The organism is Streptomyces sp. NBC_00440 (assembly GCF_036014215.1).
Lineage (GTDB): Bacteria > Actinomycetota > Actinomycetes > Streptomycetales > Streptomycetaceae > Streptomyces.
In genome coordinates this window covers 5626439-5651124 of record NZ_CP107921.1, presented here as the reverse complement: position 1 = coordinate 5651124, position 24686 = coordinate 5626439, and the positions used below count along the sequence as shown (strand labels likewise).

General features: G+C 69.6%; 24 protein-coding genes and 1 riboswitch. Of the genes, 14 read left to right on the top strand and 10 right to left on the bottom strand.

The window, feature by feature from the left end:
* Positions 1-6 precede the first annotated feature (6 nt).
* The 3 genes from OHB13_RS25455 to OHB13_RS25445 all read left to right on the top strand — a co-directional run bounded on the left by OHB13_RS25455 (position 7) and on the right by OHB13_RS25445 (position 1900).
* Entirely contained in the window at positions 7-267 is a 261-nt protein-coding gene (locus OHB13_RS25455; protein ID WP_266853221.1) for a UBP-type zinc finger domain-containing protein, read from the top strand.
* Between the two features lie 299 nt (positions 268-566).
* The gene (locus OHB13_RS25450; RefSeq protein ID WP_327295308.1) at positions 567-980 is read left to right on the top strand and encodes an anti-sigma regulatory factor; all 414 of its coding nucleotides are present in this window, start codon (positions 567-569) and stop codon (positions 978-980) included.
* The gene (locus tag OHB13_RS25445; RefSeq protein ID WP_371535369.1) at positions 977-1900 is read left to right on the top strand and encodes an RNA polymerase sigma factor SigF; all 924 of its coding nucleotides are present in this window, start codon (positions 977-979) and stop codon (positions 1898-1900) included. The genes OHB13_RS25450 and OHB13_RS25445 overlap by 4 nt, the downstream gene beginning before the upstream one ends.
* A 199-nt stretch (positions 1901-2099) precedes the next feature.
* Here the strand turns inward: OHB13_RS25445 and OHB13_RS25440 are convergent, their stop codons facing one another.
* Positions 2100-2528, bottom strand: a complete 429-nt coding sequence (locus OHB13_RS25440; protein WP_323183646.1) for a hypothetical protein — start codon at positions 2526-2528, stop codon at positions 2100-2102.
* A gap of 82 nt (positions 2529-2610) precedes the next feature.
* Here OHB13_RS25440 and OHB13_RS25435 point away from each other — a divergent pair, with 82 nt between their 5' ends.
* Both OHB13_RS25435 and OHB13_RS25430 read left to right on the top strand, forming a co-directional pair.
* A complete protein-coding gene (locus OHB13_RS25435) occupies positions 2611-3579 on the top strand; it encodes a diacylglycerol/lipid kinase family protein (RefSeq protein WP_266853225.1) in 969 nt (322 codons plus the stop codon).
* A gap of 320 nt (positions 3580-3899) precedes the next feature.
* Positions 3900-4157: a WhiB family transcriptional regulator gene (locus OHB13_RS25430; protein ID WP_004937597.1), complete on the top strand. Its 258-nt coding sequence runs from the start codon at positions 3900-3902 to the stop codon at positions 4155-4157.
* Between the two features lie 237 nt (positions 4158-4394).
* On the opposite strand, the gene OHB13_RS25425 is transcribed toward OHB13_RS25430, so the two are convergent.
* Positions 4395-5861, bottom strand: coding sequence for a sensor histidine kinase (locus OHB13_RS25425; RefSeq protein ID WP_328380387.1), 1467 nt, complete (start codon positions 5859-5861; stop codon positions 4395-4397).
* A gap of 476 nt (positions 5862-6337) precedes the next feature.
* Here OHB13_RS25425 and nagB point away from each other — a divergent pair, with 476 nt between their 5' ends.
* Positions 6338-7123, top strand: coding sequence for a glucosamine-6-phosphate deaminase (gene nagB, locus OHB13_RS25420; protein WP_266853226.1), 786 nt, complete (start codon positions 6338-6340; stop codon positions 7121-7123).
* An 85-nt stretch (positions 7124-7208) separates the two neighbouring features.
* Here nagB and OHB13_RS25415 read toward each other — a convergent pair whose 3' ends face one another.
* The 4 genes from OHB13_RS25415 to OHB13_RS25400 form a co-directional block, all read right to left on the bottom strand.
* The gene (locus OHB13_RS25415) at positions 7209-8720 is read right to left on the bottom strand and encodes a glycoside hydrolase family 3 protein (protein ID WP_328378616.1); all 1512 of its coding nucleotides are present in this window, start codon (positions 8718-8720) and stop codon (positions 7209-7211) included.
* Positions 8721-8729: 9 nt separating this feature from the next.
* Positions 8730-9560, bottom strand: coding sequence for a carbohydrate ABC transporter permease (locus OHB13_RS25410; protein WP_328378615.1), 831 nt, complete (start codon positions 9558-9560; stop codon positions 8730-8732).
* Positions 9557-10543, bottom strand: a complete 987-nt coding sequence (locus OHB13_RS25405; protein ID WP_266853231.1) for a carbohydrate ABC transporter permease — start codon at positions 10541-10543, stop codon at positions 9557-9559. Before OHB13_RS25405 ends, OHB13_RS25410 begins: the two co-directional genes overlap by 4 nt.
* An 81-nt stretch (positions 10544-10624) precedes the next feature.
* On the bottom strand, positions 10625-11905 hold the full coding sequence (locus OHB13_RS25400) for an extracellular solute-binding protein (RefSeq protein ID WP_266853233.1): 1281 nt from the start codon (positions 11903-11905) through the stop codon (positions 10625-10627).
* Positions 11906-12209: 304 nt separating this feature from the next.
* Between OHB13_RS25400 and OHB13_RS25395 the strand changes: the two genes are divergently transcribed.
* From OHB13_RS25395 to OHB13_RS25370, 6 genes are all read left to right on the top strand, one after another.
* Positions 12210-12974, top strand: coding sequence for a GntR family transcriptional regulator (locus tag OHB13_RS25395; RefSeq protein ID WP_328380386.1), 765 nt, complete (start codon positions 12210-12212; stop codon positions 12972-12974).
* A 255-nt stretch (positions 12975-13229) separates the two neighbouring features.
* The gene (locus OHB13_RS25390; protein ID WP_266853235.1) at positions 13230-13472 is read left to right on the top strand and encodes a DUF3311 domain-containing protein; all 243 of its coding nucleotides are present in this window, start codon (positions 13230-13232) and stop codon (positions 13470-13472) included.
* Positions 13469-15100, top strand: coding sequence for a monocarboxylate uptake permease MctP (mctP, locus tag OHB13_RS25385; RefSeq protein WP_266853237.1), 1632 nt, complete (start codon positions 13469-13471; stop codon positions 15098-15100). Before OHB13_RS25390 ends, mctP begins: the two co-directional genes overlap by 4 nt.
* Before the next feature lie 179 nt (positions 15101-15279).
* Positions 15280-15403, top strand: a riboswitch (cobalamin riboswitch).
* A gap of 128 nt (positions 15404-15531) precedes the next feature.
* On the top strand, positions 15532-17901 hold the full coding sequence (locus OHB13_RS25380; protein WP_328378614.1) for a ribonucleoside-diphosphate reductase subunit alpha: 2370 nt from the start codon (positions 15532-15534) through the stop codon (positions 17899-17901).
* The gene (locus tag OHB13_RS25375) at positions 17901-18926 is read left to right on the top strand and encodes a ribonucleotide-diphosphate reductase subunit beta (protein WP_328378613.1); all 1026 of its coding nucleotides are present in this window, start codon (positions 17901-17903) and stop codon (positions 18924-18926) included. Before OHB13_RS25380 ends, OHB13_RS25375 begins: the two co-directional genes overlap by 1 nt.
* Positions 18927-18986: 60 nt before the next feature.
* The gene (locus OHB13_RS25370; RefSeq protein WP_328378612.1) at positions 18987-19208 is read left to right on the top strand and encodes a hypothetical protein; all 222 of its coding nucleotides are present in this window, start codon (positions 18987-18989) and stop codon (positions 19206-19208) included.
* Between the two features lie 77 nt (positions 19209-19285).
* Here OHB13_RS25370 and OHB13_RS25365 read toward each other — a convergent pair whose 3' ends face one another.
* Entirely contained in the window at positions 19286-20905 is a 1620-nt protein-coding gene (locus OHB13_RS25365; protein WP_328378611.1) for an MFS transporter, read from the bottom strand.
* Between the two features lie 150 nt (positions 20906-21055).
* On the opposite strand from OHB13_RS25365, the gene OHB13_RS25360 reads away from it, so the two are divergent.
* Positions 21056-21562, top strand: a complete 507-nt coding sequence (locus tag OHB13_RS25360) for a MarR family winged helix-turn-helix transcriptional regulator (protein ID WP_401601256.1) — start codon at positions 21056-21058, stop codon at positions 21560-21562.
* A 34-nt stretch (positions 21563-21596) separates the two neighbouring features.
* Here OHB13_RS25360 and OHB13_RS25355 read toward each other — a convergent pair whose 3' ends face one another.
* Positions 21597-21821 (bottom strand): hypothetical protein, encoded by a 225-nt coding sequence (locus OHB13_RS25355; protein WP_328378610.1) that lies wholly within the window; start codon positions 21819-21821, stop codon positions 21597-21599.
* 82 nt (positions 21822-21903) lie between these two features.
* Between OHB13_RS25355 and OHB13_RS25350 the strand changes: the two genes are divergently transcribed.
* A complete protein-coding gene (locus OHB13_RS25350) occupies positions 21904-22869 on the top strand; it encodes a helix-turn-helix domain-containing protein (RefSeq protein WP_266853246.1) in 966 nt (321 codons plus the stop codon).
* A gap of 19 nt (positions 22870-22888) precedes the next feature.
* Here OHB13_RS25350 and def read toward each other — a convergent pair whose 3' ends face one another.
* Together def and OHB13_RS25340 are read right to left on the bottom strand one after the other, a co-directional pair.
* Positions 22889-23536, bottom strand: a complete 648-nt coding sequence (def, locus tag OHB13_RS25345) for a peptide deformylase (protein WP_266853248.1) — start codon at positions 23534-23536, stop codon at positions 22889-22891.
* A gap of 79 nt (positions 23537-23615) precedes the next feature.
* Positions 23616-24599, bottom strand: a complete 984-nt coding sequence (locus tag OHB13_RS25340; protein WP_266853249.1) for a tetratricopeptide repeat protein — start codon at positions 24597-24599, stop codon at positions 23616-23618.
* Positions 24600-24686 lie beyond the last annotated feature (87 nt).

Here is a 24686-nt window from a genome sequence, read left to right as displayed (position 1 = left end):
GCAATCATGAGCGAGTGCCAGCATGTTGCAGAACTGCCGCGCCCCCAGCCGGTCCCGTCGAGTGACACCTGTCCCGAGTGCCTGGCCATCGGGAGCCATCCCGTACAGCTGCGCCTGTGCCTGGAGTGCGGGCATGTGGGCTGCTGCGACTCGTCCCCGTACCAGCACGCCACCGGGCACTTCAAGGAGACCGGGCACGCGGTGATGCGGAGTTTCGAGCCGGGAGAGAGCTGGCGGTGGTGCTTTGTCGACGGTTCGATCGTCTGAGCTCTGGGTACGTCAACCGTTCGCTGCGTCTTTCCAGTTGGCCGAAGCACCCCGGGAACCCCGCGGAGCCGCCGGACATTCCGGAGAATCACAGCGCCCGTAATCGGATGTGCACACCCCTGGCGACCGTATGTACTCATGGGCTTACCATGAGTGACAGTCGTGGGGTGGGGGTCCTGGCGACAGGGAACCTTGGATCGCGATAGCGTCACGGCGTCAGGAAGCGACCATGTCACGCACGGTCGCGGGAGCAGAATTTCCCCGACCATGAACGAGCTTGTGCCACCTTGGAGGTGAGGGTGTCCCAGATCGCAGGCGAGCCCGGGACCCAGGACTTCGTGGAAGTCCGGCTGCCCGCTGCGGGTGCCTACCTGTCTGTGCTGCGTACGGCCACGGCCGGCCTCGCAGCACGTTTGGACTTCACCCTCGACGAGATCGAGGATCTGCGCATCGCGGTCGATGAGGCCTGCGCGATCCTGCTTCAGCAGGCCGTGCCGGGCTCCGTACTGAGCTGCGTGTTCCGCCTCGTCGAGGACTCCCTCGAAGTGACGGTGTCCGCACCCACCACGGACGGCCGCGCACCGGAGCGCGACACCTTCGCCTGGACAGTGCTCTCGGCGCTGGCGGGCAAGGTCGAGTCGACGGTGGCCGACGACCGTACGGTCAGCATCAGTCTGTACAAACAGCGCGGCGCTGGACCTGGACCGGCGTGAACGGGGACGGACCGGTGCGGGACGACGAGCGCGGCGCGCGGGCGCTGGGCACGGGGGACATCCCGGAGCAACAGGCCCGGCCGCATCCGGTGGAAGGCCTTTTGGAGTCGGCGGATCAGGCGGGCCTCATGAGCGAGCATCACGAGCACCACGAGCAGCACAACCCGCGGGACCGCAGCGGGGCGCGGGCGCTCTTCATCGAGCTGCGCGAGCTCCCGGACGGTTCGCCCGCGAAGGCCGAACTGCGCAACAGGCTGGTGCGGATGCATCTGCCGCTGGTCGAGCATCTGGCCCGCCGCTTCCGTAACCGCGGAGAGCCGCTGGACGATCTGACCCAGGTCGCCACGATCGGTCTGATCAAGTCGGTGGACCGGTTCGACCCGGACCGCGGGGTGGAGTTCTCCACGTACGCGACACCGACGGTGGTCGGCGAGATCAAGCGGCACTTCCGCGACAAGGGCTGGGCGGTCCGGGTGCCGCGCCGCCTCCAGGAGTTGCGGCTCTCGCTGACCACGGCCACCGCGGAGCTCTCCCAGCAGCACGGACGGGCTCCCACGGTCCATGAGCTGGCGGAGCGGCTGGGCATCTCGGAGGAAGAGGTCCTGGAGGGCCTGGAATCCGCGAACGCGTACTCGACCCTGTCACTGGACGTTCCCGACACGGATGACGAGTCGCCCGCGGTGGCGGACACCCTGGGCTCGGAGGACGAGGCGCTCGAAGGCGTCGAGTACCGCGAGTCGCTCAAGCCGCTGCTGGAGGATCTGCCCCCGCGAGAGAAGCGGATTCTGCTACTCCGGTTCTTCGGGAACATGACGCAGTCGCAGATCGCCCAGGAAGTCGGGATCTCACAGATGCACGTCTCGCGGCTGCTGGCCAGGACACTGGCGCAGCTGCGGGAGCGCCTGCTCGTCGAGGAGTAGACACAGCAGCCGGGGGGCATGGGCGTCGCCTAGGGCCTGTCGTCAAAGTGCCGTCGTTGCCCGAAGGGCGGCCGCGCGGCGTCTGGTGCGTGCGATCGCAAGGCGCCGGAATGTTCTCGTAGCGGAGCTACTAGGGCATTTCGGCAACGCCGCGAGCGTGCCAGACGCCGCGCGGCAGGCGGCACTTTGACGACAGGCCCTACGCCCCCCGCGCTCCCCTGATCCCCAGCGCCTTGGCCGTCGTCGGGTTCACCAGCAGGACGAGCGCCGCCAGGGCCACCACCGCGAGCACCGCACCCGCCGGGATCAGCGCACCCTGCGCGGAGAGCAGCGTCCAGGCCACGGGCAGCGCGATGATCTGGGTGACGATCGCGGGGCCCCGGCTCCAGCTGCGGCGGAGCAGCAGTCCACGGGCAGCGATCAGCGGGATGAGGGCGAGCACGATCAGCGTCAGACCGGCCAGTGCGGACTGCCCGGGGCTGTCGCCGTCGGCGAACACTCCCTGCCCGATCACATAGAGCCCCCCGGCGGCCAGCGCCGCCCCTTCCAGCGCGGCCAGCGCCGCGGCGGCGGTCAGACGGGTGGGGCGGGGTCCGCTGGGCTGCTCTGCGGTCTGGTCGGTACTCACCCCTGCAGGGTAGCGGGCACCGTGGGGGCCGGATCGAGGCCGGGGCTCGGCCCGGTTCCGTGCGGTAGGTAATCTTCTGGTCATGCGCGCACTCCTCGTGGTCAATCCGGCAGCAACCACCACCAGTGCCCGCACACGTGACGTACTGCTCCACGCACTCGCCAGCGAGATGAAGCTGGAGGCGGTCACGACCGAGTACCGGGGGCACGCCCGTGACCTGGGCAGGCGGGCCGCGGAGAGCGACGACATCGACCTCGTCGTCGCGCTCGGCGGTGACGGCACGGTCAACGAGGTGGTCAACGGACTGCTCCACCACGGCCCCGACCTCGAAGGGCTGCCCGGCCTCGCGGTCGTCCCCGGCGGCTCCACCAATGTCTTCGCCCGCGCGCTCGGCCTGCCCAACGACGCGGTGGAGGCCACCGGCGCACTTCTGGACGCGCTGCGTGAGCGCCGCGAGCGGACGGTCGGCCTGGGCCTGGCGGCCGGCACCCCGGGCACGGCGGACGAAGGGGTCCCCTCGCGCTGGTTCACGTTCTGTGCCGGACTCGGGTTCGACGCGGGTGTCGTCGGCCGGGTCGAACAGCAAAGGGAACGCGGAAAGCGGTCCACGCACGCCCTCTATGTGCGTCAGGTCGTCCGCCAGTTCCTCGACGAGCCCAGCCGCAGGCACGGCGCGATCACCCTGGAACGCCCGGGTGAGGACCCGGTCACGGATCTCGTGATGTCCATAATCTGCAACACGTCCCCCTATACCTACCTGGGCAATCGCCCGATGTACGCATCCCCCGAGGCCTCCTTCGACACCGCGCTCGATGTGCTGGGACTGTCGAAAATGTCACCCGCTCATGTGGCACGTTTCGCTACTCAATTGCTCACTTCGACGCCCGAACGAGGCCCCCACGGAAAGCACGCGGTTTCACTGCACGACCTGACCGACTTCTCCTTGCATTCCAAGGTCCGGCTCCCCTTCCAGATGGACGGCGACCACCTGGGACTGCGTACGAGCGTGACGTTCACAGGCGTACGCCGTGCACTGCGTGTGATTGTGTGAGTGGAAGGACCCAAAGTCCTTTAACTCGAACGTTTGGGCTGGGATCCACCCCATGGAAGTACGGCTGTGACCTAGCCGACACCGAGGAATCAAAAAAAACTTTCCAGAAGGGGTTGTATCCGCCGCTGAGGTTTGCGAATCTCTACATGGCGCTCGGGACGGCCCGCAACACCGGCCTCCCTGAAAGCCAGAACCCCTCCTCAACACACAGGACCGCAACCAGGTCATCTGGAAGCCGGCCCTTCACTTGTCGGGGGATTCGTGAAAGCGTTCACATTCACAAGCAACCAGCACGCAACACCCTAAGAGAGGTAGCAGCCATGGACTGGCGTCACAACGCCGTTTGTCGTGAGGAAGACCCGGAGCTGTTCTTCCCCATCGGCAACACCGGTCCCGCGCTGCTGCAGATCGAGGAAGCCAAGGCCGTCTGCCGCCGCTGCCCCGTCATGGAGCAGTGCCTGCAGTGGGCGCTTGAGTCCGGCCAGGACTCCGGCGTCTGGGGTGGCCTCAGCGAGGACGAGCGCCGCGCGATGAAGCGCCGTGCCGCTCGCAACCGGGCGCGTAACGCGACCGCCTGACCACCCTGTTACACGAGCTTGAGCCAGGCGGCGCGCGTACAGCGAGTACGCACCACCGTCGCCCCCGAACCGCAGCGCGCAGTACCCCCGATGCGCACGCAGTAAGAGAACACCGGGAGAGTTCCTCTCCCCCAGCACACAGAGATGAGCCCCGGACCGAAGTGGTCCGGGGCTCATCTCCGTGTGCTGGTTGTGTCGGTGGGCGCTGTGCCGGTGGGGCGCCCGTCCCGGGCGGGCCTACGCGTCGCCCGGGACCGGTATGTCGAGTACCACATGGGTGCCGCGCCCGGGAGCCGGGACCATGTCGAACGAGCCGCCCAACTCCCCCTCCACCAGCGTCCGTACGATCTGGAGCCCCAGGTTCCCCGCCGTCTTCGCGTCGAACCCGTCCGGCAGTCCGCGGCCGTCGTCCTGCACCGTGATGAGCAGCCTGGCGTCCTCGCGCAGCCCTCCCCGGACGGCGGAGACCTCGACGGTGCCCAGCTCGCCCGGCCCGAAGGCGTGCTCCAGCGCGTTCTGCAGGACTTCGGTCAGCACCATGGCGAGCGGGGTGGCGACCTCGGCGTCCAGGATGCCGAAGCGGCCGGTACGACGGCAGTCGACCTTGCCCGGTGAGATCTCGGACACCATCGCGATGACGCGATCGGCGATCTCGTCGAACTCGACGCGTTCGTCCAGATTCTGGGAGAGCGTCTCGTGGACGATCGCGATGGAACCGACCCGCCGCACCGCCTCGTTGAGCGCTTCCCTGCCGCGGTCCGAGTCCATCCGCCTGGCCTGGAGGCGCAGAAGTGCCGCCACCGTCTGGAGGTTGTTCTTCACCCGGTGGTGGATCTCCCGGATGGTGGCGTCCTTGGTGATCAACTCGCGTTCGCGACGGCGCAGTTCCGTGACGTCCCGCAGCAGCACCAGCGAGCCGATCCGGGTGCCCTTCGGGGAGAGCGGGATGGCGCGGAGCTGGATCACCCCGTCGTTCCCCTCGACCTCGGTCTCCCTCGGTGCGTAGCCGCTGGCCAGTTTGACCATGGCCTCGTCCACCGGGCCGCGGGACGGCGCGAGGTCGGTGGTCAGCTGGCCGAGGTGCTGGCCCACCAGGTCGGACGCGAGCCCGAGACGGTGGTAGGCGGAGAGGCCGTTGGGGCTGGCGTACAGCACCACCCCGTCCGCGTCGAGCCTTATCATCCCGTCCCCGACCCGGGGGGACGCGTCCATGTCGACCTGCTGGCCCGGGAAGGGGAACGATCCCGCAGCGATCATCTGGGCCAGGTCGGACGCCGACTGGAGGTAGGTGAGTTCGAGGCGCGAAGGGGTACGGACGGTGAGGAGATTGGTGTTGCGGGCGATCACCCCGAGCACCCGGCCCTCCCGGCGTACGGGGATGGACTCGACCCGTACCGGCACCTCCTCGCGCCACTCCGGGTCGCCCTCGCGCACGATCCGCCCCTCGTCGAGCGCGGCGTCGAGCAGCGGACGCCGGCCGCGTGGAACGAGATGGCCGACCATGTCGTCCTGATAGGAGGTGGGGCCGGTGTTCGGCCGCATCTGGGCCACGGACACATAGCGGGTGCCGTCGCGGGTGGGCACCCACAGCACCAGATCGGCGAAGGACAGGTCGGAGAGCAGCTGCCACTCCGAGACCAGCAGGTGCAGCCACTCAAGGTCGGTGTCACCCAGAGCGGTGTGCTGGCGTACGAGATCGTTCATGGAGGGCACGTGTGTGAGCGTACCCGCCGGATTCTTTCTGCCGTACGCATGGACATGAGCAAATGGTCTAGTCCACAATGTGCGTGCAAAGACTTCCACTCTCCCCGCACAGGAGAGTGGAGACGAGGTACGCGGCGCTCTCTGCCCTGACTGCGCCAAGTCCTCCCCACGGCCGCCGGGCACCGCACACCTGACGGCCGATGCAGCTGAGGGCTGCGGTGCCGTACGGCCGGGCTGAGGGTCCCGACCGCACCGGCGCCGCGGCCCGCAGTCGTTTCCGGACGATGCCCGCGCGCATCGTCCCCCGCCGCCCGCCCGCGCCCGCCCGCGCCCCGCGATCCACATGCGGCCCACGCCCCTTCGGCCGAACATGAGATGAGGGCATGAGGTGAGGGGGGAACCCCTGGCGGGAAGGGCACGCTCTGCTAGATTGGTCTATACCACTTGTTTGCACTCTCCAGATCGGCAGGCTCAGCGTGGAAGTTGTCATCGTCCCGGACGCCAAGGCAGGCGGCGAAGTCATCGCGGAGGCCATGGCCGGCCTGCTGCGCCGCAAGCCCGACGCTCTGCTCGGTGTCGCCACCGGATCGACCCCGCTGCCCGTCTACGAGGCACTGACCGCCAAGGTGCGCGCGCGGGCCGTCGACCCGGGGAGGGCCCGGATCTGCCAGCTCGACGAGTACGTGGGACTGCCGGCCGGGCACCCCGAGTCGTACCGGTCGGTGGTGCTGCGCGAGGTCGTGGAACCGCTCGGGCTGACCGAGGCCTCGTTCATGGGCCCCGACGGTTCGGCCGAGGACATCCCAGCGGCCTGCGCTGCCTACGACAGGGCGCTCGCCGAGGCCGGCGGGGTCGACCTCCAGCTCCTGGGCATCGGTACCGACGGGCACATAGGCTTCAACGAGCCCTGCTCCTCGCTCGCCTCCCGTACCCGGATCAAGACGCTCACCGAGCAGACCCGGGTCGACAACGCCCGGTTCTTCGACGGTGACATCGACCAGGTGCCGCACCACGTCATCACCCAGGGCATCGGGACGATCCTGGAGGCCCGCCATGTGGTGCTGCTGGCCACCGGTGAGGGCAAGGCCGAAGCCGTGGCGCAGACCGTCGAAGGGCCGGTGGCCGCCGTGGTGCCCGCCTCCGCGCTCCAGCTGCACCGGCACGCGACGGTCGTCGTGGACGAGGCGGCGGCGTCCAAGCTGAAGCTGGCCGACTACTTCCGTGCGACGTACGCCTCGAAGCCGGAGTGGCAGGGCCTGTAGCGGGACAGCCGGGCAAGCGGGACGAACCAGAAGGGCCGGGCACCTCGCGGGTGCCCGGCCCTTCTGGTTCGCTCCGCCCGGTCCGTTACCGCCCGGCGCCCGCGATGAACTCGGCCGCCGCACGGCCGCAGACCCGCGCCGCGCCGTGCGTCGCCAAATACAGCGCCCCGCGCGGCTCCGCCCGCGGCACGCCCATCTCGACCACGACGGTGTCGGGCCGGGCCGCGAGCAGCGCGTCCAGCGCGGCCGTCATCCACGGGTGGCGGTGGGCGTCGCGGACGACCGCGACGATGGTGCGCTCCCCTGCCGCCGCGAGCACGTCGGCCGGTGCGCTGTCGGCTCCGTACCCGCCGGTCCCGGTGCCGGGCAGCAGCGCGCCCAGCTCGGCGGCGATGCCCCACGGGGTCTCGTCGCCGACGGCGATGTTCGCCCCCGGGGTGAAGGCGGCGACATACGGGGCCATGGTCAGCGGCGGGTGGTCCGACGGGGTGGCGCGGAGCGCCCTGCGGGCCGCGACCAGCCCGATATCGGTGCCGGGCGCGGTCCCCTCCTGCGACGCCGCGCCCGGCTCCGAAGCCCCCCTGGCCCGGCGTGTCCACCCCGCGAGCGCACGTACGCGCGCGGCGGCGTCCGCCAGCCGTTCCTCGGGCAGTTCGCCCGTCCGTACCGCCGCCACCAGTGCGTCGCGCAGCCGCAGTACGGTGCCCTCGTCCGAGAGGCCGCCGCCCACGCAGATGGCGTCGGCGCCCGCCGCGACGGCGAGGACGCTGCCGCGCTCGATGCCGTACGTCGACGCGATGGCGCGCATCTCCATACCGTCGGTGACGATCAGCCCCTCGTAACCGAGCTCGCGGCGCAGCAGCCCGGTGAGGATCTGCGGGCTCAGCGTCGCCGGGCGCTCACGATCGAGTGCGGGAAGCAGGATATGCGCACTCATGACCGACTTGGAACCTGCGGCGATCGCGGCCCTGAACGGCACGAGTTCGCGGGCGTGCAGCGTCGCGAGGTCCACGTCGATCCGGGGCATCGCGTGGTGCGAGTCGACGGCGGTGTCGCCGTGGCCGGGGAAGTGCTTGGTGCAGGCCGCGACTCCGGCGGCCTGGAGCCCCTCGACGTACGCGGCGGTGTGCCGGGCGACCAGCGCGGTGTCGGCGCCGAAGGACCGTACGCCGATGACCGGGTTGTCCGGATTGGAGTTGACGTCGGCCGACGGGGCCCAGTTGAGGTTGACCCCGCAGTCGGCCAGCCGCCGGCCCAGTTCGCGCGCGACGGCCCGGGTCAGCTCCGGGTCGTCGACCGCGCCGAGCGCGAGATTGCCCGGAAAGGAGGACCCGGTGCGCACTTCGAGGCGGGTGACGTCGCCGCCCTCCTCGTCGATCGCGACGAGGATGTCGTCCCGCTCGGCCCGCAGCTGGGCGGTGAGCGCGGCGACCTGGGGCGCGCTGGTGACGTTGCGGCCGAACAGGCCGACGGAGGCGAGCCCTTCGCCGATCCTGCGCAGCAGCCAGTCGGGGGCCGTGGTGCCGGCGAAGCCGGGCTGGAGGACGGCGAGGGCGTCGCGGGTGAGCTTGTCCGTGCCCGTGGTGGTGGTCGTCATGGAGCGCCGTTATCCCTTCACTGCACCGGAGGTGAGACCACTGACCGCCTTGCGCTGCAAGTAGACGAAGAGGATCAGGATCGGGATGGCGAAGAGCGAGGAGGCCGCCATGGTCGCGCCCCAGTCGTCGCCGAACGCCGTCTGGAACTGGGAGAGCCACAGCGGAAGCGTCTGCGACCCGATGTCCTTGTTGAGAATGAGCACCAGCGGGAACTCGTTCCACGCGGTGATGAAGCCGAAGAGCGAGGTGGCCATCAGTCCGGGGCCGAGCAGCGGGAGGATCACCTTCACGAACGCCTGGGGGCGGGTACAGCCGTCGACCATGGCGGACTCCTCCAGCTCCTTGGGCACCGCGGCCACATAGCCCCGCAGCGTGAGGATCGTGAAGGGCAGCACCATCATCATGTAGAAGACCGTCAGCGGGACCAGGCTGTCCAGCATGTCCGCGTCCCGGACCAGCATGTAGACCGCGATGACCATGACCTCCCAGGGCGCCATCTGCGCGATCATGAAGGTCAGCAGCACCCCGCGCTTGCCCTTGAAGCGCATCCGCGCCATGGCGAACGAGGCGAGCAGCGCGATCACCAGCGACGAGAGCACCGAAATGACGGTGACCAGCACGGAGTTGCGCACCAGCGTCCAGAAGTGGTCCGCGCCGAGGACCTTGCTGAAGTGCGAGAAGGTGAAGTCCGTGGGGAACCACACGGGGGTGTCGGTGATGATGTCGCCGGTCGGCTTGAAGGCCGTGCTGAACATCCAGTAGACGGGGAAGGCGAAGCCCACGAAGAGGATGATCGCCGTCGCGTTGGGCCAGAACCGGCCGAACAGTGAGCGCCTCACAGCTCGTCCTCCTCTTGCTTCAGTACGGTGCGAAGGTAGTAGCCGGTCAGCACGAGCAGCACGATGATCGTCAGGAACGAGATGGCCGCGCCCATGCCGAAGTGCTGGTTCCCGACGCCCTCGACGAAGGCGTACACGGGCAGGGTCTCGGTGAGCCGGTCGGGGCCGCCGCCGTTGATCGCGAAGAGCTGGGCGAAGGACTTGAAGACCCAGATGACTTCGAGGAACGTCGTGGCCAGCAGGAACGGCTTGAGGAACGGGAACGTCACCGAGGTGAAGCTCTTCCAGGCCCCGGCGCCGTCGAGCGACGCGGCCTCGTACAGCTCCTTCGGGATGGTCGTCGACGCGGCGTAGAGGTTGATCGCCACGAAGGGGATCGACTGCCAGACGATCAGCAGCGTCACGACCGAGAAGGTGGAGAGCTGGCTGCCGGTCCAGTTGAAGGCGGCCATCGAGTGCCAGCCGAGGCTGTCCAGTACGTAGTTGACGACACCGAAGCGCTGGGCGAACAGCCACTGGTAGACGGTGGTGGCCGCGATGATCGGCATGGCCCAGGCGAGCACCAGGCCGAGCATCAGGAGCAGCCTCATCTTCTTGCCGAGGCGGGCGAGCAGCAGGCCGATCAGCGCGCCGAGGATCATGATCAGCACGACGTTCGCGGCGGTGAAGAAGATCGACCGCTCGACGACCTTCCAGAAGTCCGAGCCGCCCAGGACGTCCTGGTAGTTGGAGAAGCCGTTCCACTCGGTCAGGTGGAGGATCAGCTGGCGCGGGTTGAGGTTCTGGAACGACAGCATGCCGTTCTTGACCAGCGGGTATCCCAGCAGCACCGCGGTGGCGAGCAGTGCGGGCAGCAGGAGCAGATAGGGCCCCGCGCTCCCGGCTCTCCTCCTGGGCGCCGCCGCCGGGCCGCCGGGCGGCGCGTCTTCCTTGCGGGGGCCGGCCTTGGGGACCGAGTCCGCTTGATCGGTCTGCACTGACATGCTCGCCATCTCTTCTTGGGCCGTACGGTCGAGATCCGTGCGGGGACGCCGGGGGCGGTGGCCCGCCCCCGGCGTCTGCGGTCAGCTCTTCTGCGCCAGGCGCTTGTTGATCTCGCCCTCGACGGAGGCCGCGGCGGCGGCCGGCGACTTCCCGGTGAGGACCGAGGTCATATAGCTCTTGATCGGGTTGGGCTCGTTCTCCACGGCGGCCCACTGCGGGATGAGCGGGGTGGTGCCGCCCGACGTCGCGGCGGCGGGGGCAGCGGCCTCACCGGCGGCGTTGCCCTTGAGGTTGGAGTCGAGCGACGCCTTGTTCGGGACGATGCCGCTCTCCTTGGCGAGCGCGCCCTCGAACTTGTCCCCGAGCGCCATCTTCAGGAACTCCTTGGCGAGGTCCTGCTTCTTGCTGGCCGCGGCCACCGCGAAGTTCGAGCCGCCGAGGAAGACGCCCTCGGGCTTGGCGGCCGTCTCACCGGGGATGGTGAAGTAGCCGATGTCCTTCTCGATCTTCTTGTTGGCCGCGATGGCCGTAGCGGCCTCCCAGCCCATGCCGACGAAGGCGCCGACGTTGCCCTTGGCGAAGACCTCGGCCTGCTGCGGGGTGGCCTCGTCCTTGTCCTTGGGCGCCTTGGAGTACGACTGGTACTTCTTGTAGAGCTCCATGGCGGCGGAGACCTTGGGGTCGGCGAGGTTGGAGACGTACTTGTCGCCTTCCTTCTTGACGAGGTCCGCGCCCTGGCCGATGGTGAGGCCGTCGAAGAAGTACCAGTTCTGGCCGGGCAGGTAGATGGGCTCGGCCTGGCCCTTCTTCTTGATCGCGTCGAGGTCCTTGAAGAACTCGGCGCGGGTCTTCGGGGTGCCGGTGATGCCGGCGTCCGCCCAGACCTTCTTGTTGTAGATGACCACGCGGTCGGCGAAGTACCAGGGCGCGGCGTACGACTTGCCCTGGTAGACCGAGGACTTGCTGAGCGACGGCGTCCAGTCGGCGCCGATCTCGCTCTTCAGGTCGCTGAGGTCGGCGAGGCCGCCGGTCGCCGCGTACGCCGGGGTCTGGGTGTTGCCGACCTCGATGACGTCCGGAGGGGTCGACTCGGAGAGAGCGGTGGTGATCTTCTGCTGGATCCCGTCCCACTTCTGCGTCTGGAACTGGACCGTGGCGCCGGTCTTCTTCTTGAAGGCGGCCTTGAGGTCCTTCGTCCAGCCGGGAGGCGTGGAGCCGTCCATCGCCCAGACGGTCAGGGTCTGCCCCTTGTAGCCGTCGGCCCCCGCCTTCTTGCTGTCCTTACTGTCGTCCGAGCCACAGGCCGCGACGCTTGCCAGCATTGCCGCCACACCGATCGCCGCGATGAGTCCGCGCTTCACGACACCCTCCTCAGGGATGCAAAAAACATTCCCCCCACCACCCGAGAACGCCGTTCTGCCGCAACCAGTGCGACCGGTACTGCCCGTGGGGCTGGGACCTGGTCTTTAATGGTTTAGACCAGTACCGGGAGCTTGGCCTAGACCTATTGGGGTGTCAAGGGTGTATAAGAAAGGCTGTCGTGTCCGTTATCGGACCGACACCTGAGGGAGGGCGTCGTCCCATGACCGGACCGTGCCACCATGTGAGCCGCGACAGACGGAGGAGCCGGTGACGGCAGCAGCGCAGCACTCGGGAAGGCAGGCCATGGGCACCGGCGGGGGGACGACCGAGACGGAGAACGCGGCGCCCGGCCGCACCGCGCGGGTGCCCAAGTACTACCGGCTCAAGCGTCACTTGCTCGACATGACGGAGACGCTGCCGCCGGGCACACCGGTGCCACCGGAGCGGACTCTGGCCGCCGAGTTCGACACCTCGCGCACGACAGTGCGGCAGGCGCTCCAGGAGCTGGTCGTGGAGGGCCGGCTGGAACGCATCCAGGGCAAGGGCACCTTTGTGGCCAAGCCCAAGGTCTCGCAGGCCCTGCAGCTCACCTCGTACACCGAGGACATGCGGGCGCAGGGTCTTGAGCCCACGTCCCAGCTGCTCGACATCGGCTATGTCACCGCGGACGACACCCTCGCGGGACTGCTCGACATCACGGCCGGCGGACGGGTGTTGCGCATCGAGCGGCTGCGGCTCGCGAGCGGTGAGCCGATGGCCATCGAGACGACGCACCTGTCGGCCAAGCGCTTCCCCGCACTGCGCCGCTCGCTCGTGAAGTACGCCTCGCTCTACACCGCGCTGTCCGAGGTGTACGACGTCCGGCTGGGCGAGGCCGAGGAGACGATCGAGACGTCACTGGCCACCCCGCGGGAGGCCGGGCTGCTCGGTACGGACGTGGGGCTCCCGATGCTGATGCTCTCGCGCCACTCGGTCGACGAGCGGGGCGAACCCGTGGAGTGGGTGCGTTCGGTCTACCGCGGCGACCGCTACAAGTTCGTCGCACGGCTGCGGCGGCCGACCGACTGAGGCCGCCTGAGGCCGGGGGTCCGGGGGTCGCCCCCCGGGCAGGCACAGCGTCGCACGGCTGCGGCGGCCGACCGACTGAGGCGAAGGGGACTGGTCCGGTCCAACACCCAGCGGAAACGGCACTCTCCGCCCAAATCCCCCAGGAGGAACGGTGTTGCCGTTCCGGTATGCGGATAGGGCTTCCGCCGCATGAGCATCCTCGCCTAGATTTCCTGCGCGTTGTACCAGGTGCTCAGTGAGGGGACGGACCGCACCATGCCCGAGAAAAGACCGGTGATCACGCCGGTGCGCGTGATCATCGCGGTATGCCTGATCGCACCCTTTGTCGCCATGCTCTGGGTGAGTTCGTACGCGAAGGTGGACCCGGCCTTCATCGGTATCCCGTTCTTCTACTGGTACCAGATGCTCTGGGTGCTCATCTCGACGGCGCTCACGATGACCGCGTACAAGCTGTGGCAGCGTGACCAGCGCTCCCGCAAGGGGGGTGCGTCCGCATGAAGGACGGTGTGAACGGCGTCGCGCTCGGCGTCTTCATCTTCTTCTTCGTGGCCGTCACGGTCGTCGGCTTCCTGGCCGCCCGCTGGCGCCGCGCCGACAACGCGGCCACCCTCGACGAATGGGGCCTGGGCGGACGGTCGTTCGGCACCTGGGTCACCTGGTTCCTGCTCGGCGGCGACCTCTACACGGCGTACACCTTCGTCGCCGTCCCCGCCGCCATCTACGCGGCGGGTGCGGCCGGGTTCTTCGCCGTGCCGTACACGATCCTGGTCTACCCGCTGATCTTCACCTTCCTGCCGCGGCTCTGGTCGGTCTCGCACAAGCACGGGTACGTGACGACGTCGGACTTCGTCCGGGGGCGGTTCGGCTCGAAGGGGCTCTCGCTGGCCGTCGCGGTCACCGGCATCCTCGCCACGATGCCGTACATCGCCCTCCAACTGGTCGGCATCCAGGCAGTGCTCGACGTCATGGGCGTCGGCGGTGAGGGCAGCAACTGGTTCGTCAAGGACCTCCCGCTGCTGATCGCGTTCGCGGTGCTCGCCGCGTACACGTACTCGTCGGGGCTGCGGGCCCCGGCCCTGATCGCGTTCGTCAAGGACGGCCTGATCTACATCGTCATCCTGGTGGCGATCATCTACATCCCCATCAAGCTCGGCGGCTTCGACGACATCTTCGCCAAGGCGGGCCACGCGTTCTCGCAGACCAACCCGGCGACGGGCAAGCCGCGCGGGGCGCTCGCACCGGGCGCGGCGGGCCAGTGGGGTTACGCCACGCTGGCACTCGGGTCGGCGCTCGCGCTGTTCATGTACCCGCACTCGATCACGGCGACGCTCTCCTCGCGCAGCCGCAACGTGATCCGCCGCAACACCGCGATCCTGCCGCTGTACTCGCTGATGCTGGGGCTGCTCGCGCTGCTCGGCTTCATGGCGATCGCCGCGGGCATCAAGGTGAAGAACGGCCAGCTGGCGATCCCGCAGCTGTTCGAGAACATGTTCCCCGACTGGTTCGCGGGCGTGGCCTTCGCGGCCATCGGCATCGGTGCGCTGGTACCGGCCGCGATCATGTCCATCGCTGCGGCGAACCTCTTCACCCGCAACATCTACAAGGACTTCATCAAACCGGGCGCGACCCCTGCCCAGGAGGCCAAGGTCTCCAAGCTGGTCTCGCTCGTGGTGAAGGTCGGCGCGCTGCTCTTCGTGCTCGCCATGGACCCGACGGTGGCGATCAACTTCCAGCTGCTGGGCGGCATCTGGATCCTCCAGACGATGCCGGCGCTGGTCGGCGGGCTCTTCACCCGCTGGTTCCACCGCTGGGCGCTGCTCGCGGGCTGGGCGGTCGGCATGGTGTACGGCACGCTCGCCGCATACGGTGTGGCGAGCCCGACCCAGGCGCACTTCGGCGGCTCCTCCAAGGAGATCCCGGGCATCGGGCAGATCGGCTACATCGGTCTGACGGCGTTCGTGCTGAACGTCGTGGTGACGCTGGTGCTCACCGTCGTGCTCAACGCGGTGAAGGCACCGGCCGGAATCGACGAGACCTCCCCGGAGGACTACACGGCGGACGCCGGTGACGAGGGCGTCCAGGTGGAGCTCCCGCCGGCCACAGAAGCCGCCCCGGCAGCCCACTGAGCCCGCACGCCCACCCACTGAGCCGTAGGGCCTGCCACTGAGCCGCAGGCTCCGCCAGGGGCCGCCGCGCCTCCCTCCCGGGAGCTGCGGCGGCCCCTCGCCATGCCGCCCCCGCCCCTCCCTTCCGTCCTCCACGACACAACATATGGGGGGTGCTTTCCGGCGGGCACCCCACATGTATGCTCATGCTCGCTGTCGCCGCAGGGGAATCCGGTGCGAATCCGGAACTGTCCCGCAACGGTGTGATCAGTGCGCTTTCGCGCACCGTGGAGTCCGAGGACCTGCCGACGGCGCATCCGGCTCGACCGAACCGGATGGGAAACGTCCGGGCCTCGCGGTTGGGCTTGCGGATGCTGTGCGGTGTGCTGCTCTGCTGTGCCCGTACGCACCCGTGCCCCCGCCGGCCCCAGCCGAGCGAGGGAGAGCGCACCGTGACCATCGCGCCCACCGCACCTGTCTCCGAGCAGGTGTCGGATGCCCCGGGAACCGTACTTCTGCGGACCCTGACCGACCTCACCGCCGATCTCACCGACACCGACCCCGGCAAGGTCGCCGCTGCCGCCCTGCGCGGGCGCAACGCGGCGTCGGACGAGGCCGAGTTGCGGGAGCTGGCCACCGAGGCGGCCGCCGGTCTCATCTCCGAGGACCCCGCGTACTCACGGCTCGCCGCCAGGCTGCTCACCCGGACCATCGCGGACGAGGCGGCCGGACAGGGCGCGGTGTCGTTCTCCTCATCGGTCGCCGTCGGACACCGCGAGGGCCTGATCGCCGACCGTACGGCCGACTTCGTACGGCTGCACGCCGAGCGGCTCGACGCGACCATCGACACCGGGGCCGACGACCGCTTCGGATACTTCGGGCTGCGCACTCTCTACAGCCGCTATCTGCTGCGCCACCCGCTCACCCGCCAGGTCATCGAGACGCCCCAGCACTTCATGCTCCGGGTCGCCTGCGGTCTCGCCGCCGACGAGTCCGCGGCCGCACTGGACGAGGTGGCCGCGCTGTACGGGCTGATGAGCCGTCTCGACTATCTGCCCTCCTCCCCCACGCTCTTCAACTCGGGCACCCGCCACCCGCAGATGTCCTCGTGCTATCTGCTGGACTCGCCGCTCGACCAGCTGGACTCGATCTACGGGCGCTACCACGAGGTGGCGCGGCTGTCGAAGCACGCGGGCGGCATCGGCCTCTCGTACTCCCGTATCCGCTCCCGCGGTTCGCTGATCCGCGGCACCAACGGGCACTCCAACGGCATCGTCCCCTTCCTCAAGACCCTCGACGCCTCGGTCGCCGCGGTGAACCAGGGCGGCCGGCGCAAGGGCGCCGCCGCCGTCTACCTGGAGACCTGGCACTCGGACATCGAGGAGTTCCTGGAGCTGCGTGACAACACCGGTGAGGACGCCCGGCGTACGCACAACCTCAACCTGGCCCACTGGGTGCCCGACGAGTTCATGCGCCGGGTCGACGCGGACGGCACCTGGTCGCTGTTCTCGCCCGCCGACGTGCCGGAGCTGACCGATCTGTGGGGCGACGCCTTCGACGCCGCCTACCGCAAGGCCGAGGCCGACGGGCTGGCCAGGAAGACCATCCCCGCGCGGGAGCTGTACGGGCGGATGATGCGCACCCTCGCGCAGACCGGCCAGGGCTGGATGACCTTCAAGGACGCGTCGAACCGTACGGCCAACCAGACCGCCGAGCCCGGCTCGGTCGTCCACTCGTCGAACCTGTGCACCGAGATCCTGGAGGTGACGGACGACGGCGAGACCGCGGTCTGCAACCTGGGCTCGGTCAACGTCGGCGCGTTCGTCTCGGGCGACTCGCTCGACTGGGAGCGCCTCGACGCGACCGTTCGCACCGCGGTCACCTTCCTCGACCGTGTCGTGGACATCAACTTCTACCCGACCGAGCAGGCGGGCCGCTCCAACGCCAAGTGGCGGCCGGTGGGCCTGGGCCTGATGGGGCTCCAGGACGTCTTCTTCCAGCTGCGGCTGCCCTTCGACTCGCCACAGGCGAAGGCGCTCTCCACCCGGATCTCCGAGCGGATCATGCTCGCCGCCTACGAGGCGTCCTGCGACCTCGCCGAGGCCGCGGGCCCCCTGCCGGCCTGGGAGAAGACCCGTGCGGCGCGCGGGGTCCTGCACCCCGACCACTACGCGACCGAGCTGACCTGGCCGGAGCGCTGGGACGCACTGCGCGCCCGGATCGCGAAGACCGGGATGCGCAACTCGCTGCTCCTCGCCATCGCGCCGACCGCCACCATCGCCTCGATCGCCGGGGTGTACGAGTGCATCGAGCCGCAGGTCTCCAACCTCTTCAAGCGCGAGACGCTCTCGGGTGAATTCCTCCAGGTCAACGCGTACTTGGTGAACGAGCTGAAGGAATTGGGCGTCTGGGACGCGCAGTCCCGTGAGGCGCTGCGCGAGGCCAGCGGGTCGGTGCAGGGCTTCAGCTGGATCCCCGAGGAGGTCCGGGCGCTGTACCGCACGGCGTGGGAGATCCCGCAGCGCGGTCTGATCGACATGGCGGCGGCCCGTACTCCGTACATCGACCAGAGCCAGTCGCTGAACCTCTTCCTGGAGACGCCCACCATCGGGAAGCTCTCCTCGATGTACGCGTACGCGTGGAAGCAGGGCATCAAGACCACGTACTACCTGCGTTCGCGTCCGGCGACACGCATCGCGCGGGCGGCGCGCTCCGCCACCGCCGCAGCCACCATCCCCGCACAGCAGGATCCGGCCGCCGCCGACGCGGACGCCATCGCCTGCTCCCTTGAGAACCCCGAGTCCTGCGAGGCCTGCCAGTAATGAGTGACGACACCCTGAAGACCGCGAAGAACCTGCTGGACCCGGGCTTCGAGCTGACCCTGCGTCCGATGCGCTACCCGGACTTCTACGAGCGCTACCGCGACGCGATCAAGAACACCTGGACGGTCGAGGAGGTCGACCTCCACTCGGACGTGAGCGACCTGGCCAAGCTGTCGCCGGGTGAGCAGCACATGATCGGCCGGCTGGTCGCGTTCTTCGCGACGGGCGACTCGATCGTCTCCAACAACCTGGTGCTGACGCTCTACAAGCACATCAACTCCCCCGAGGCGCGGCTGTATCTCTCCCGCCAGCTGTTCGAGGAGGCCGTGCACGTCCAGTTCTATCTGACGCTGCTCGACACCTATCTGCCCGACCCGGAGGACCGCGCGGCGGCCTTCGACGCGGTCGAGGAGATCCCCTCCATCCGCGAGAAGGCGCAGTTCTGCTTCCGGTGGATGGACTCGGTGGAGAAGATCGAACGGCTGGAGACGCAGGCGGACCGCCGCCGCTTCCTGCTGAACCTGATCTGCTTCGCCGCCTGCATCGAGGGGCTGTTCTTCTACGGCGCCTTCGCGTACGTGTACTGGTTCCGCTCGCGGGGGCTGCTGCACGGCCTGGCGACCGGCACCAACTGGGTGTTCCGTGACGAGACCATGCACATGAACTTCGCGTTCGAGGTGGTCGACACGGTCCGCAAGGAGGAGCCCGAGCTCTTCGACGACGCGCTGCGCCAGCAGGTCACCGACATGATGCGCGAAGCGGTCGAGGCGGAGCTGCAGTTCGGCCGGGACCTGTGCGGCGACGGGCTGCCGGGGATGAACACGGAGTCGATGCGCGAGTACCTCCAGTGCGTCGCCGACCAGCGGCTGACCCGGCTGGGCTTCGCCCCGGTGTACGGCTCGGAGAACCCGTTCTCCTTCATGGAGCTGCAGGGCGTGCAGGAGCTGACGAACTTCTTCGAGCGGCGCCCTTCGGCGTACCAGGTCGCGGTCGAGGGCTCGGTCTCCTTCGACGACGACTTCTGAGCCCGTCCGGTCACCGGATACTCCTCACCGGACCCGGCCGGACACCCGGCCGGGCAGGGAGTGCTGTACCACGGTGGGCGCTACTACTTCTCCACCTCCCACGCCGACGACTACGGCACCCTCTACAGCTGGGACGGGAATCCCCGGCACCAGAAGAAGCGCACTCCGTGGGCCAAGGACGCCGAGAACCTGACCTATTGGGGCGGCGGTTCCCTGTGGGGTCTGACCGAACTCCAGGGCCACCGCACCGTGTTCGAGGTGCCCCTGTCGCACTTCTCGTAGCCGGACGGCGCGCGGGCCTCTCTCCCCGGCCCGCGCGCCGATCGGTGTTCGCGGCAGCGGGTGCGCCGACGTGACCGCTACACCGGGCCGGAGCGGCCGTGCACCGGTGCGGAGGATGGTGCCAAGGCACCGCCGGACAGGCCCTGGACACCGGTGTCGGCGGTGGACGCTTCCGTGGGGCGTGGCCGCGGCGCCGGGGCACGGTCCTGGCGCGGGTGGCGCGGGATGAGCACGAGTGCCAGCAGGGCCGCGACGAGGGCGATCCCGGAGCAGGTCAGGAGCATGTCGTTCATGCCATGGACGAAGGCGCCGCGGGTCGAGTCCAGAAGGGCGGCGCTGCCGCTCCGGTGGGCGATCTGCACGCCGGAGGCCGCGCTGTCACGGACGGCACCGGCTGTCCTCGGGGGCAGGTGGCCGACGTCGACGCCACCGCGGTAGCCCGAGGTGAGGACGGTGCCCAGGATCGCGATGCCGATGGTGCCGCCGGCCTGGCGCAGCGCTTGCAGGAGGCCGGACCCCGAGCCCGCGCGTTCGGTGCTCAGCACGCCGAGGGCGGAGTTCATGGCCAGGGGCAGGGTCATGCCCACGCCTGTCCCGAGAGCCGCGGTCCACAGGGCGGTGACGGCGTACGGGGTGTGGACGGTGGTGGTGGCCCCGGCCGCCAGGGCCGCGGCGGCCAGCAGGAGTCCGGCGGTGAGGGCCGGCCGGTCACCGGTACGCCGGGCGATCCGTCCGGCGCACCGGGTGCCGGCGGTCATACCGAGGAGCATGGGCAGCAGCTTGAGGCCGGTGGCCAGGGCGCTGCTCCCCTGGACCGCCTGGAAGTACTGCGGGAGGGCATAGAGCAGGCCGAACAGCGCGAAGCTGGAGAGGGTGGCCATGAGGACGCCGACGTTGAAGGTGCGGCTGCGGAAGAGCGCGAGGTCGATCAGCGGGTGGCTGGTCCGCCGCTGCCATCCGGCGAACGCGGCGAGCAGAAGGGCACCGGCGGCTGCGGGCAGCCACAGGTCCGGGGAGAGCCAGCCGTGCGAGCCGGCCTGGATGAACCCGTAGGTGACGGCGGTGAGTCCGGCGGCCGACAGAGCCGCTCCCGGAAGGTCGACCGGATGGGCGACGGTGCTGCGGGATTCGGGGACGAAGCGCGCGATGGCGAAGGCGCCGAGTGCGACCAGGGGCAGATTGACCAGAAAGACCGAGCCCCACCAGAAGTGGCTCAGGAGCAGTCCGCCGAGGATCGGACCGAGCGGCAGCCCCATGGCGGTGGCGGTCACCTGCAGGGTCCTGGCCCGGGCACGTTCCGCGGGGTCCGGGAAGAGCGCGGGCAGCACGGACAGGGACAGCGGCATCATGAAGGCCGCCGCCGCACCCAGCAGGCACCGGCCCGCGATCAGCAGGGCCGGAGTGGTGGCCACGGCGCACAGGGCCGAGGCCACGCCGAACAGCAGGAGGGCGGCGATGAGGAGCTTCTTGCGGCCGAAGCGGTCGCCGAGACCGCCGGCCGGGATCATCAGGGCGGCCAGCACCAGGGTGTAGGAGCTGCCGGTCCACTGGAGCTGCCCGGAGGTCATGTGCAGGTCGGTGGCGATCTCGGGCAGAGCCACATTGAGAATGGTGGTGTCGAGTCCGATGGTGAGCATGGCGAGCACCAGGGCGCTCAGGGCGAACCAGCTGCCGCGGTGGGTCGTGGTCGTGGACACGGCGGGCCTCCGTTCGTGGGGGCGTGATGCCCTGGGGTGTGCCGCACAGCCCCAGGTACGTAACTCAGGTACCCTTTTATTGGGCACCATGCCCCGCGGTCCGCGGGGTGGATGAGACCAAGCATATACCTAAGGTAGGTAGTTTTCGACATGGCGGATCCGGCACCCGACGATGCGGCTCGGGATGCGCTCATCCAGGAGATGCTCAGCGGCCTGCTGCCGCGGCTCAACAGGCTCAGCCGCGCCATCACCCGCGGCCGTCTGCCGGAGCGGGCGATCGAGGCCACCGGCCTGTCGCTGGACAGGCCGGGCGTGACCGTCCTGCTCACGCTCCACAGCGCCGACGCCCCTCTGCGGGTCGGTGAGATCGCCGACCGTATGCAAGTGGTCGGGCCGCACGTCACCCGTCACGTCACCGCGCTGGAGAAGCGCGGGCTCGTACGCCGCGTCGCCGACCCGAGCGACCAGCGCGCCCGGCTGGTCGAACTGACCGGCTCCGGATCGGAAGCGGCCGACGCCTACAAGCGGAACCTGTTCGGCTGGATCGCCGGCGTTCTGGCCGACTGGCCCGCACAGGACCGCGAGGGCCTCGCACGGCTCCTGGGGCGTCTCGCCGACGACACGGCCGCGCATCTCGACGCGCTCGACCAGGACTGACCGGAGCGCCGCCCCGGCCGTCCGCGCGGCAGGGTCAGGCGCCGCGCATCACCTCGCTCCGGGCCGCCCGGCCCCGGACGGCGGGGCGGTTGAGCGCCCGCCCCTCCGGCTCTCTTGCGGGAGCGCCCGGTTCGGGGTCCCCCCGGCGCTGGGCGAGCTGCCGGTCGATGCGGCGCTCGCGGGCGTGCCAGATCAGTGAGGGCAGCGCCAGGATGACGAAGACGGCGAGCACGGTCAGGTAGTCCAGGAAGGTGTTCATGCCGTCAACTGTGGCGCCGGACGGCCGGAAGAATCAGTGGCAGGACTGACATGCACCGTCGAATTGCTGCCACACTTGGTCCATGATGAAGAACGTCGTCGTGGTCCTGATGAACGGCGTCAACCCGTTCGAACTCGGCGTGGTCTGCGAGGTGTTCGGCCTCGACCGGAGCGACGAGGGGCTGCCGGTGTACGACTTCGCGGTGGCGTCCGCCGAAGGGCCCGTGCTGGAGACGCACGCCGGGTTCACGCTCAGCACCGAACACGGCCTGGAACGGCTCGAAGAGGCCGATCTGATCGCGGTGCCGGCCGCCGAGTCGCGGGGGAACCGCGACTACCCGCCGGCCCTCCTCGACGCGCTGCGCCGGGCGGTGGACCGCGGGGCCCGGGTGCTCAGCGTCTGCTCCGGTGTCTTCGTGCTCGGTTCGGCGGGGCTGCTCGACGGCCGTCGCTGCGCCGCGCACTGGCGCCACGCGGACGAACTGGCCCGTGCCTTCCCCCTGGCCAGGGTCGAACCCGATGTGCTGTACGTGGACGAGGACCCCGTCATCACATCGGCCGGGACAGCAGCCGGCATCGACGCCTGCCTCCACATCGTCCGCAAGGAGCACGGCCCGCACGTCGCCAACAGGATCGCCCGGCGGATGGTGGTCCCGCCCCATCGCGACGGCGGCCAGGCCCAGTTCGTCGAGCGCCCGGTGAGCCCCGAGCGGGCGGACAGCGTCGCCGAAGTCCTCGGCTGGATGGAACAGCATCTGGACGAGGAGCAGACCGTCGAGCAGCTGGCGGCCCGCGCCCTGATGTCACCGCGCACCTTCGCCCGCCGCTTCCAGCAGGAGACGGGGACGACGCCGTACCGCTGGCTGCTGCGCCAACGGGTGCTGCTGGCACAGGAGTTGCTGGAGGCCTCCGACGAGACGGTGGACTCGATCGCGGGGCGGGTCGGCTTCGGTACGGGTGCGGGGCTGCGCCACCACTTCCTCCGTACGCTCGGCACCACCCCGAACGCCTACCGGCGGACGTTCCGGGGCCCGGTCGGCACGGCCTGACCGGGCCCGGCCGGTCAGGTCAGAGGTTGGGGACGGTCTCGTAGCGCGGCGTGCCCTCTTCCATCTGCCGGAGCGCGTCCTTGCGGTCGCGCTTCGACAGGCGGTCGATGTACAGGTAGCCGTACAGGTGGTCCGTCTCGTGCTGGAGGCAGCGGGCGAAGTAGCCGGTGCCGCGCACCTTCACCGGGTTGCCTCCGGCGTCCTGGCCGGTGACCTCCGCGTAGTCCGGGCGGGCCAGCTCGGCGTACGCGGTCGGGACGGAGAGGCAGCCCTCGTTGGACTCGTCGAGCCGGCGGCGCTCGGCCGGGGTCTCGGTGAGCACCGGGTTGCAGACGGCTCCGACGTGGCGCCTGCCGTCGTCGTCGAGGCAGTCGTAGACGAAGACCTTGAGGTCGACACCGATCTGGTTCGCGGCCAGGCCCACACCCTCGGCGGCCTTCTGGCTGGCGAACATGTCGTCGATCAGCTGGGCCAGCTCGGCGTCGAACGAGGTGACGTCCTTGCACTCCCGGTGGAGCACCGGGTTGCCCACGACGGTGATGGGGCGGGCGGTGCCACGGGCGCGGTGGGCCTCCTCGCGCTCCTCGCAGTCCTCGGTGTCCACGACGAAACCGTCATTGACCTGCTGGTCCGTATCGACCTGCTGGTCCGTCTGCTCCTGCGACATGTCCGCCGTACGCCTTCCTCAAAAAAACCTGGAACGATCCCGTACAGCCTAACGGGCTGTTCCACAGGAGGAAGCGGGGTCAGCAGACCTCTTCGAGGTCCCGCCACTCCCGGCTGTCCGGGCTGTCGGCGACCCAGCCGTCGAGCAGTCCGCGCACCAGTCCCGCGGGGGCGGCTATGCCGCACTCGCGCTCCGCGACCCAGAGACCGCCCGCCGTGCGGTGGCCGAGCGGGCCGGGGTGGCCGGGCTCGCTGTGGTCGTGCGGATCGGGGGGCTGCTCGCCTTCGCCCTCGTCGCTCTCCATCTGCGACTCGGAGCAGGCGCGGCAGAGCAGCCGGACGGAGGACGACCAGTCCTCGGCGGCGAACCCGGCGTCGGCCGCCAGCTGCTCCAGGGCGTCCCGGTCGGCCTCGGTCGCCGCTTCGAGCAGCACCACCCAGGTCGGCACCGGCGAGGGCGCCCACAGCTCGATCTCGTCGAAGACGGGGTAGGAGGGCCCGGCGGCGGTGACGCGCTCGCCGTGCGGGACGCCGTCGTGCAGGACGACCTCGCCCCAGCGCCTGCCGGACGACGGCAGCGGGATGGAGAGCACCTCGACGCGGGCGGGGTCGAGCCGGCGGCCCCAGACCACCTCGGCCTCTCCCTCCGGGGAGAGCCGCACGGCGGCGGAGCCGAGGTCCATACCGACCGGCTCACCGCTGGCCGCGGGCTCGCCCGGGACCCGCAGCCCGTACGCCTGCCAGGCCCGGCGGGCCAGCGGCCAGTCCTGCAGCGCGGTGGCCGCGATCCCGACGTTCCACCAGTCGGGGGCGCCCGCCTCGCGGTCCAGGAGCGCCACGGCGCGCAGCCCCGCGGTCCGTGCCCGGTCCCAGTCGTGCCGGAACTTGTGCAGCAGGGCCAGATTGAACCAGGACTCGGACAGCCACGGTTCGAGATCGGCCGCGCGCGTGAGCAGCGCTCCCGCGTCGTCGTACCGACCGTCGCCGATCAGCGTGAACGCGCGGTCCGTGGCCTGCCGCCAGGATGCGGAGGGCCGATGCCGTACCTTCCCGAAGATCCTCACGATTCCCGCCTGCCGGTAGCTGAAAGGTCTCTGCTTCCCGGGCTCCGATTCCCCCGGACGCCCTCTCTTCGCATCCAACCATGCCCG

Coding starts and splice junctions, on each gene's coding strand:
- OHB13_RS25390 (WP_266853235.1), top strand. CDS start 13,230: ATGCCCGAGAAAAGACCGGTGATCACGCCGGTGCGCGTGATCATCGCG.
- OHB13_RS25355 (WP_328378610.1), bottom strand. CDS start 21,821: ATGAACACCTTCCTGGACTACCTGACCGTGCTCGCCGTCTTCGTCATC.
- OHB13_RS25405 (WP_266853231.1), bottom strand. CDS start 10,543: ATGTCAGTGCAGACCGATCAAGCGGACTCGGTCCCCAAGGCCGGCCCC.
- OHB13_RS25415 (WP_328378616.1), bottom strand. CDS start 8,720: ATGACGACCACCACCACGGGCACGGACAAGCTCACCCGCGACGCCCTC.
- mctP (WP_266853237.1), top strand. CDS start 13,469: ATGAAGGACGGTGTGAACGGCGTCGCGCTCGGCGTCTTCATCTTCTTC.
- OHB13_RS25395 (WP_328380386.1), top strand. CDS start 12,210: ATGGGCACCGGCGGGGGGACGACCGAGACGGAGAACGCGGCGCCCGGC.
- OHB13_RS25350 (WP_266853246.1), top strand. CDS start 21,904: ATGATGAAGAACGTCGTCGTGGTCCTGATGAACGGCGTCAACCCGTTC.
- OHB13_RS25430 (WP_004937597.1), top strand. CDS start 3,900: ATGGACTGGCGTCACAACGCCGTTTGTCGTGAGGAAGACCCGGAGCTG.
- OHB13_RS25360 (WP_401601256.1), top strand. CDS start 21,056: ATGGCGGATCCGGCACCCGACGATGCGGCTCGGGATGCGCTCATCCAG.
- OHB13_RS25455 (WP_266853221.1), top strand. CDS start 7: ATGAGCGAGTGCCAGCATGTTGCAGAACTGCCGCGCCCCCAGCCGGTC.
- OHB13_RS25435 (WP_266853225.1), top strand. CDS start 2,611: ATGCGCGCACTCCTCGTGGTCAATCCGGCAGCAACCACCACCAGTGCC.
- OHB13_RS25425 (WP_328380387.1), bottom strand. CDS start 5,861: ATGAACGATCTCGTACGCCAGCACACCGCTCTGGGTGACACCGACCTT.
- def (WP_266853248.1), bottom strand. CDS start 23,536: ATGTCGCAGGAGCAGACGGACCAGCAGGTCGATACGGACCAGCAGGTC.
- OHB13_RS25375 (WP_328378613.1), top strand. CDS start 17,901: ATGAGTGACGACACCCTGAAGACCGCGAAGAACCTGCTGGACCCGGGC.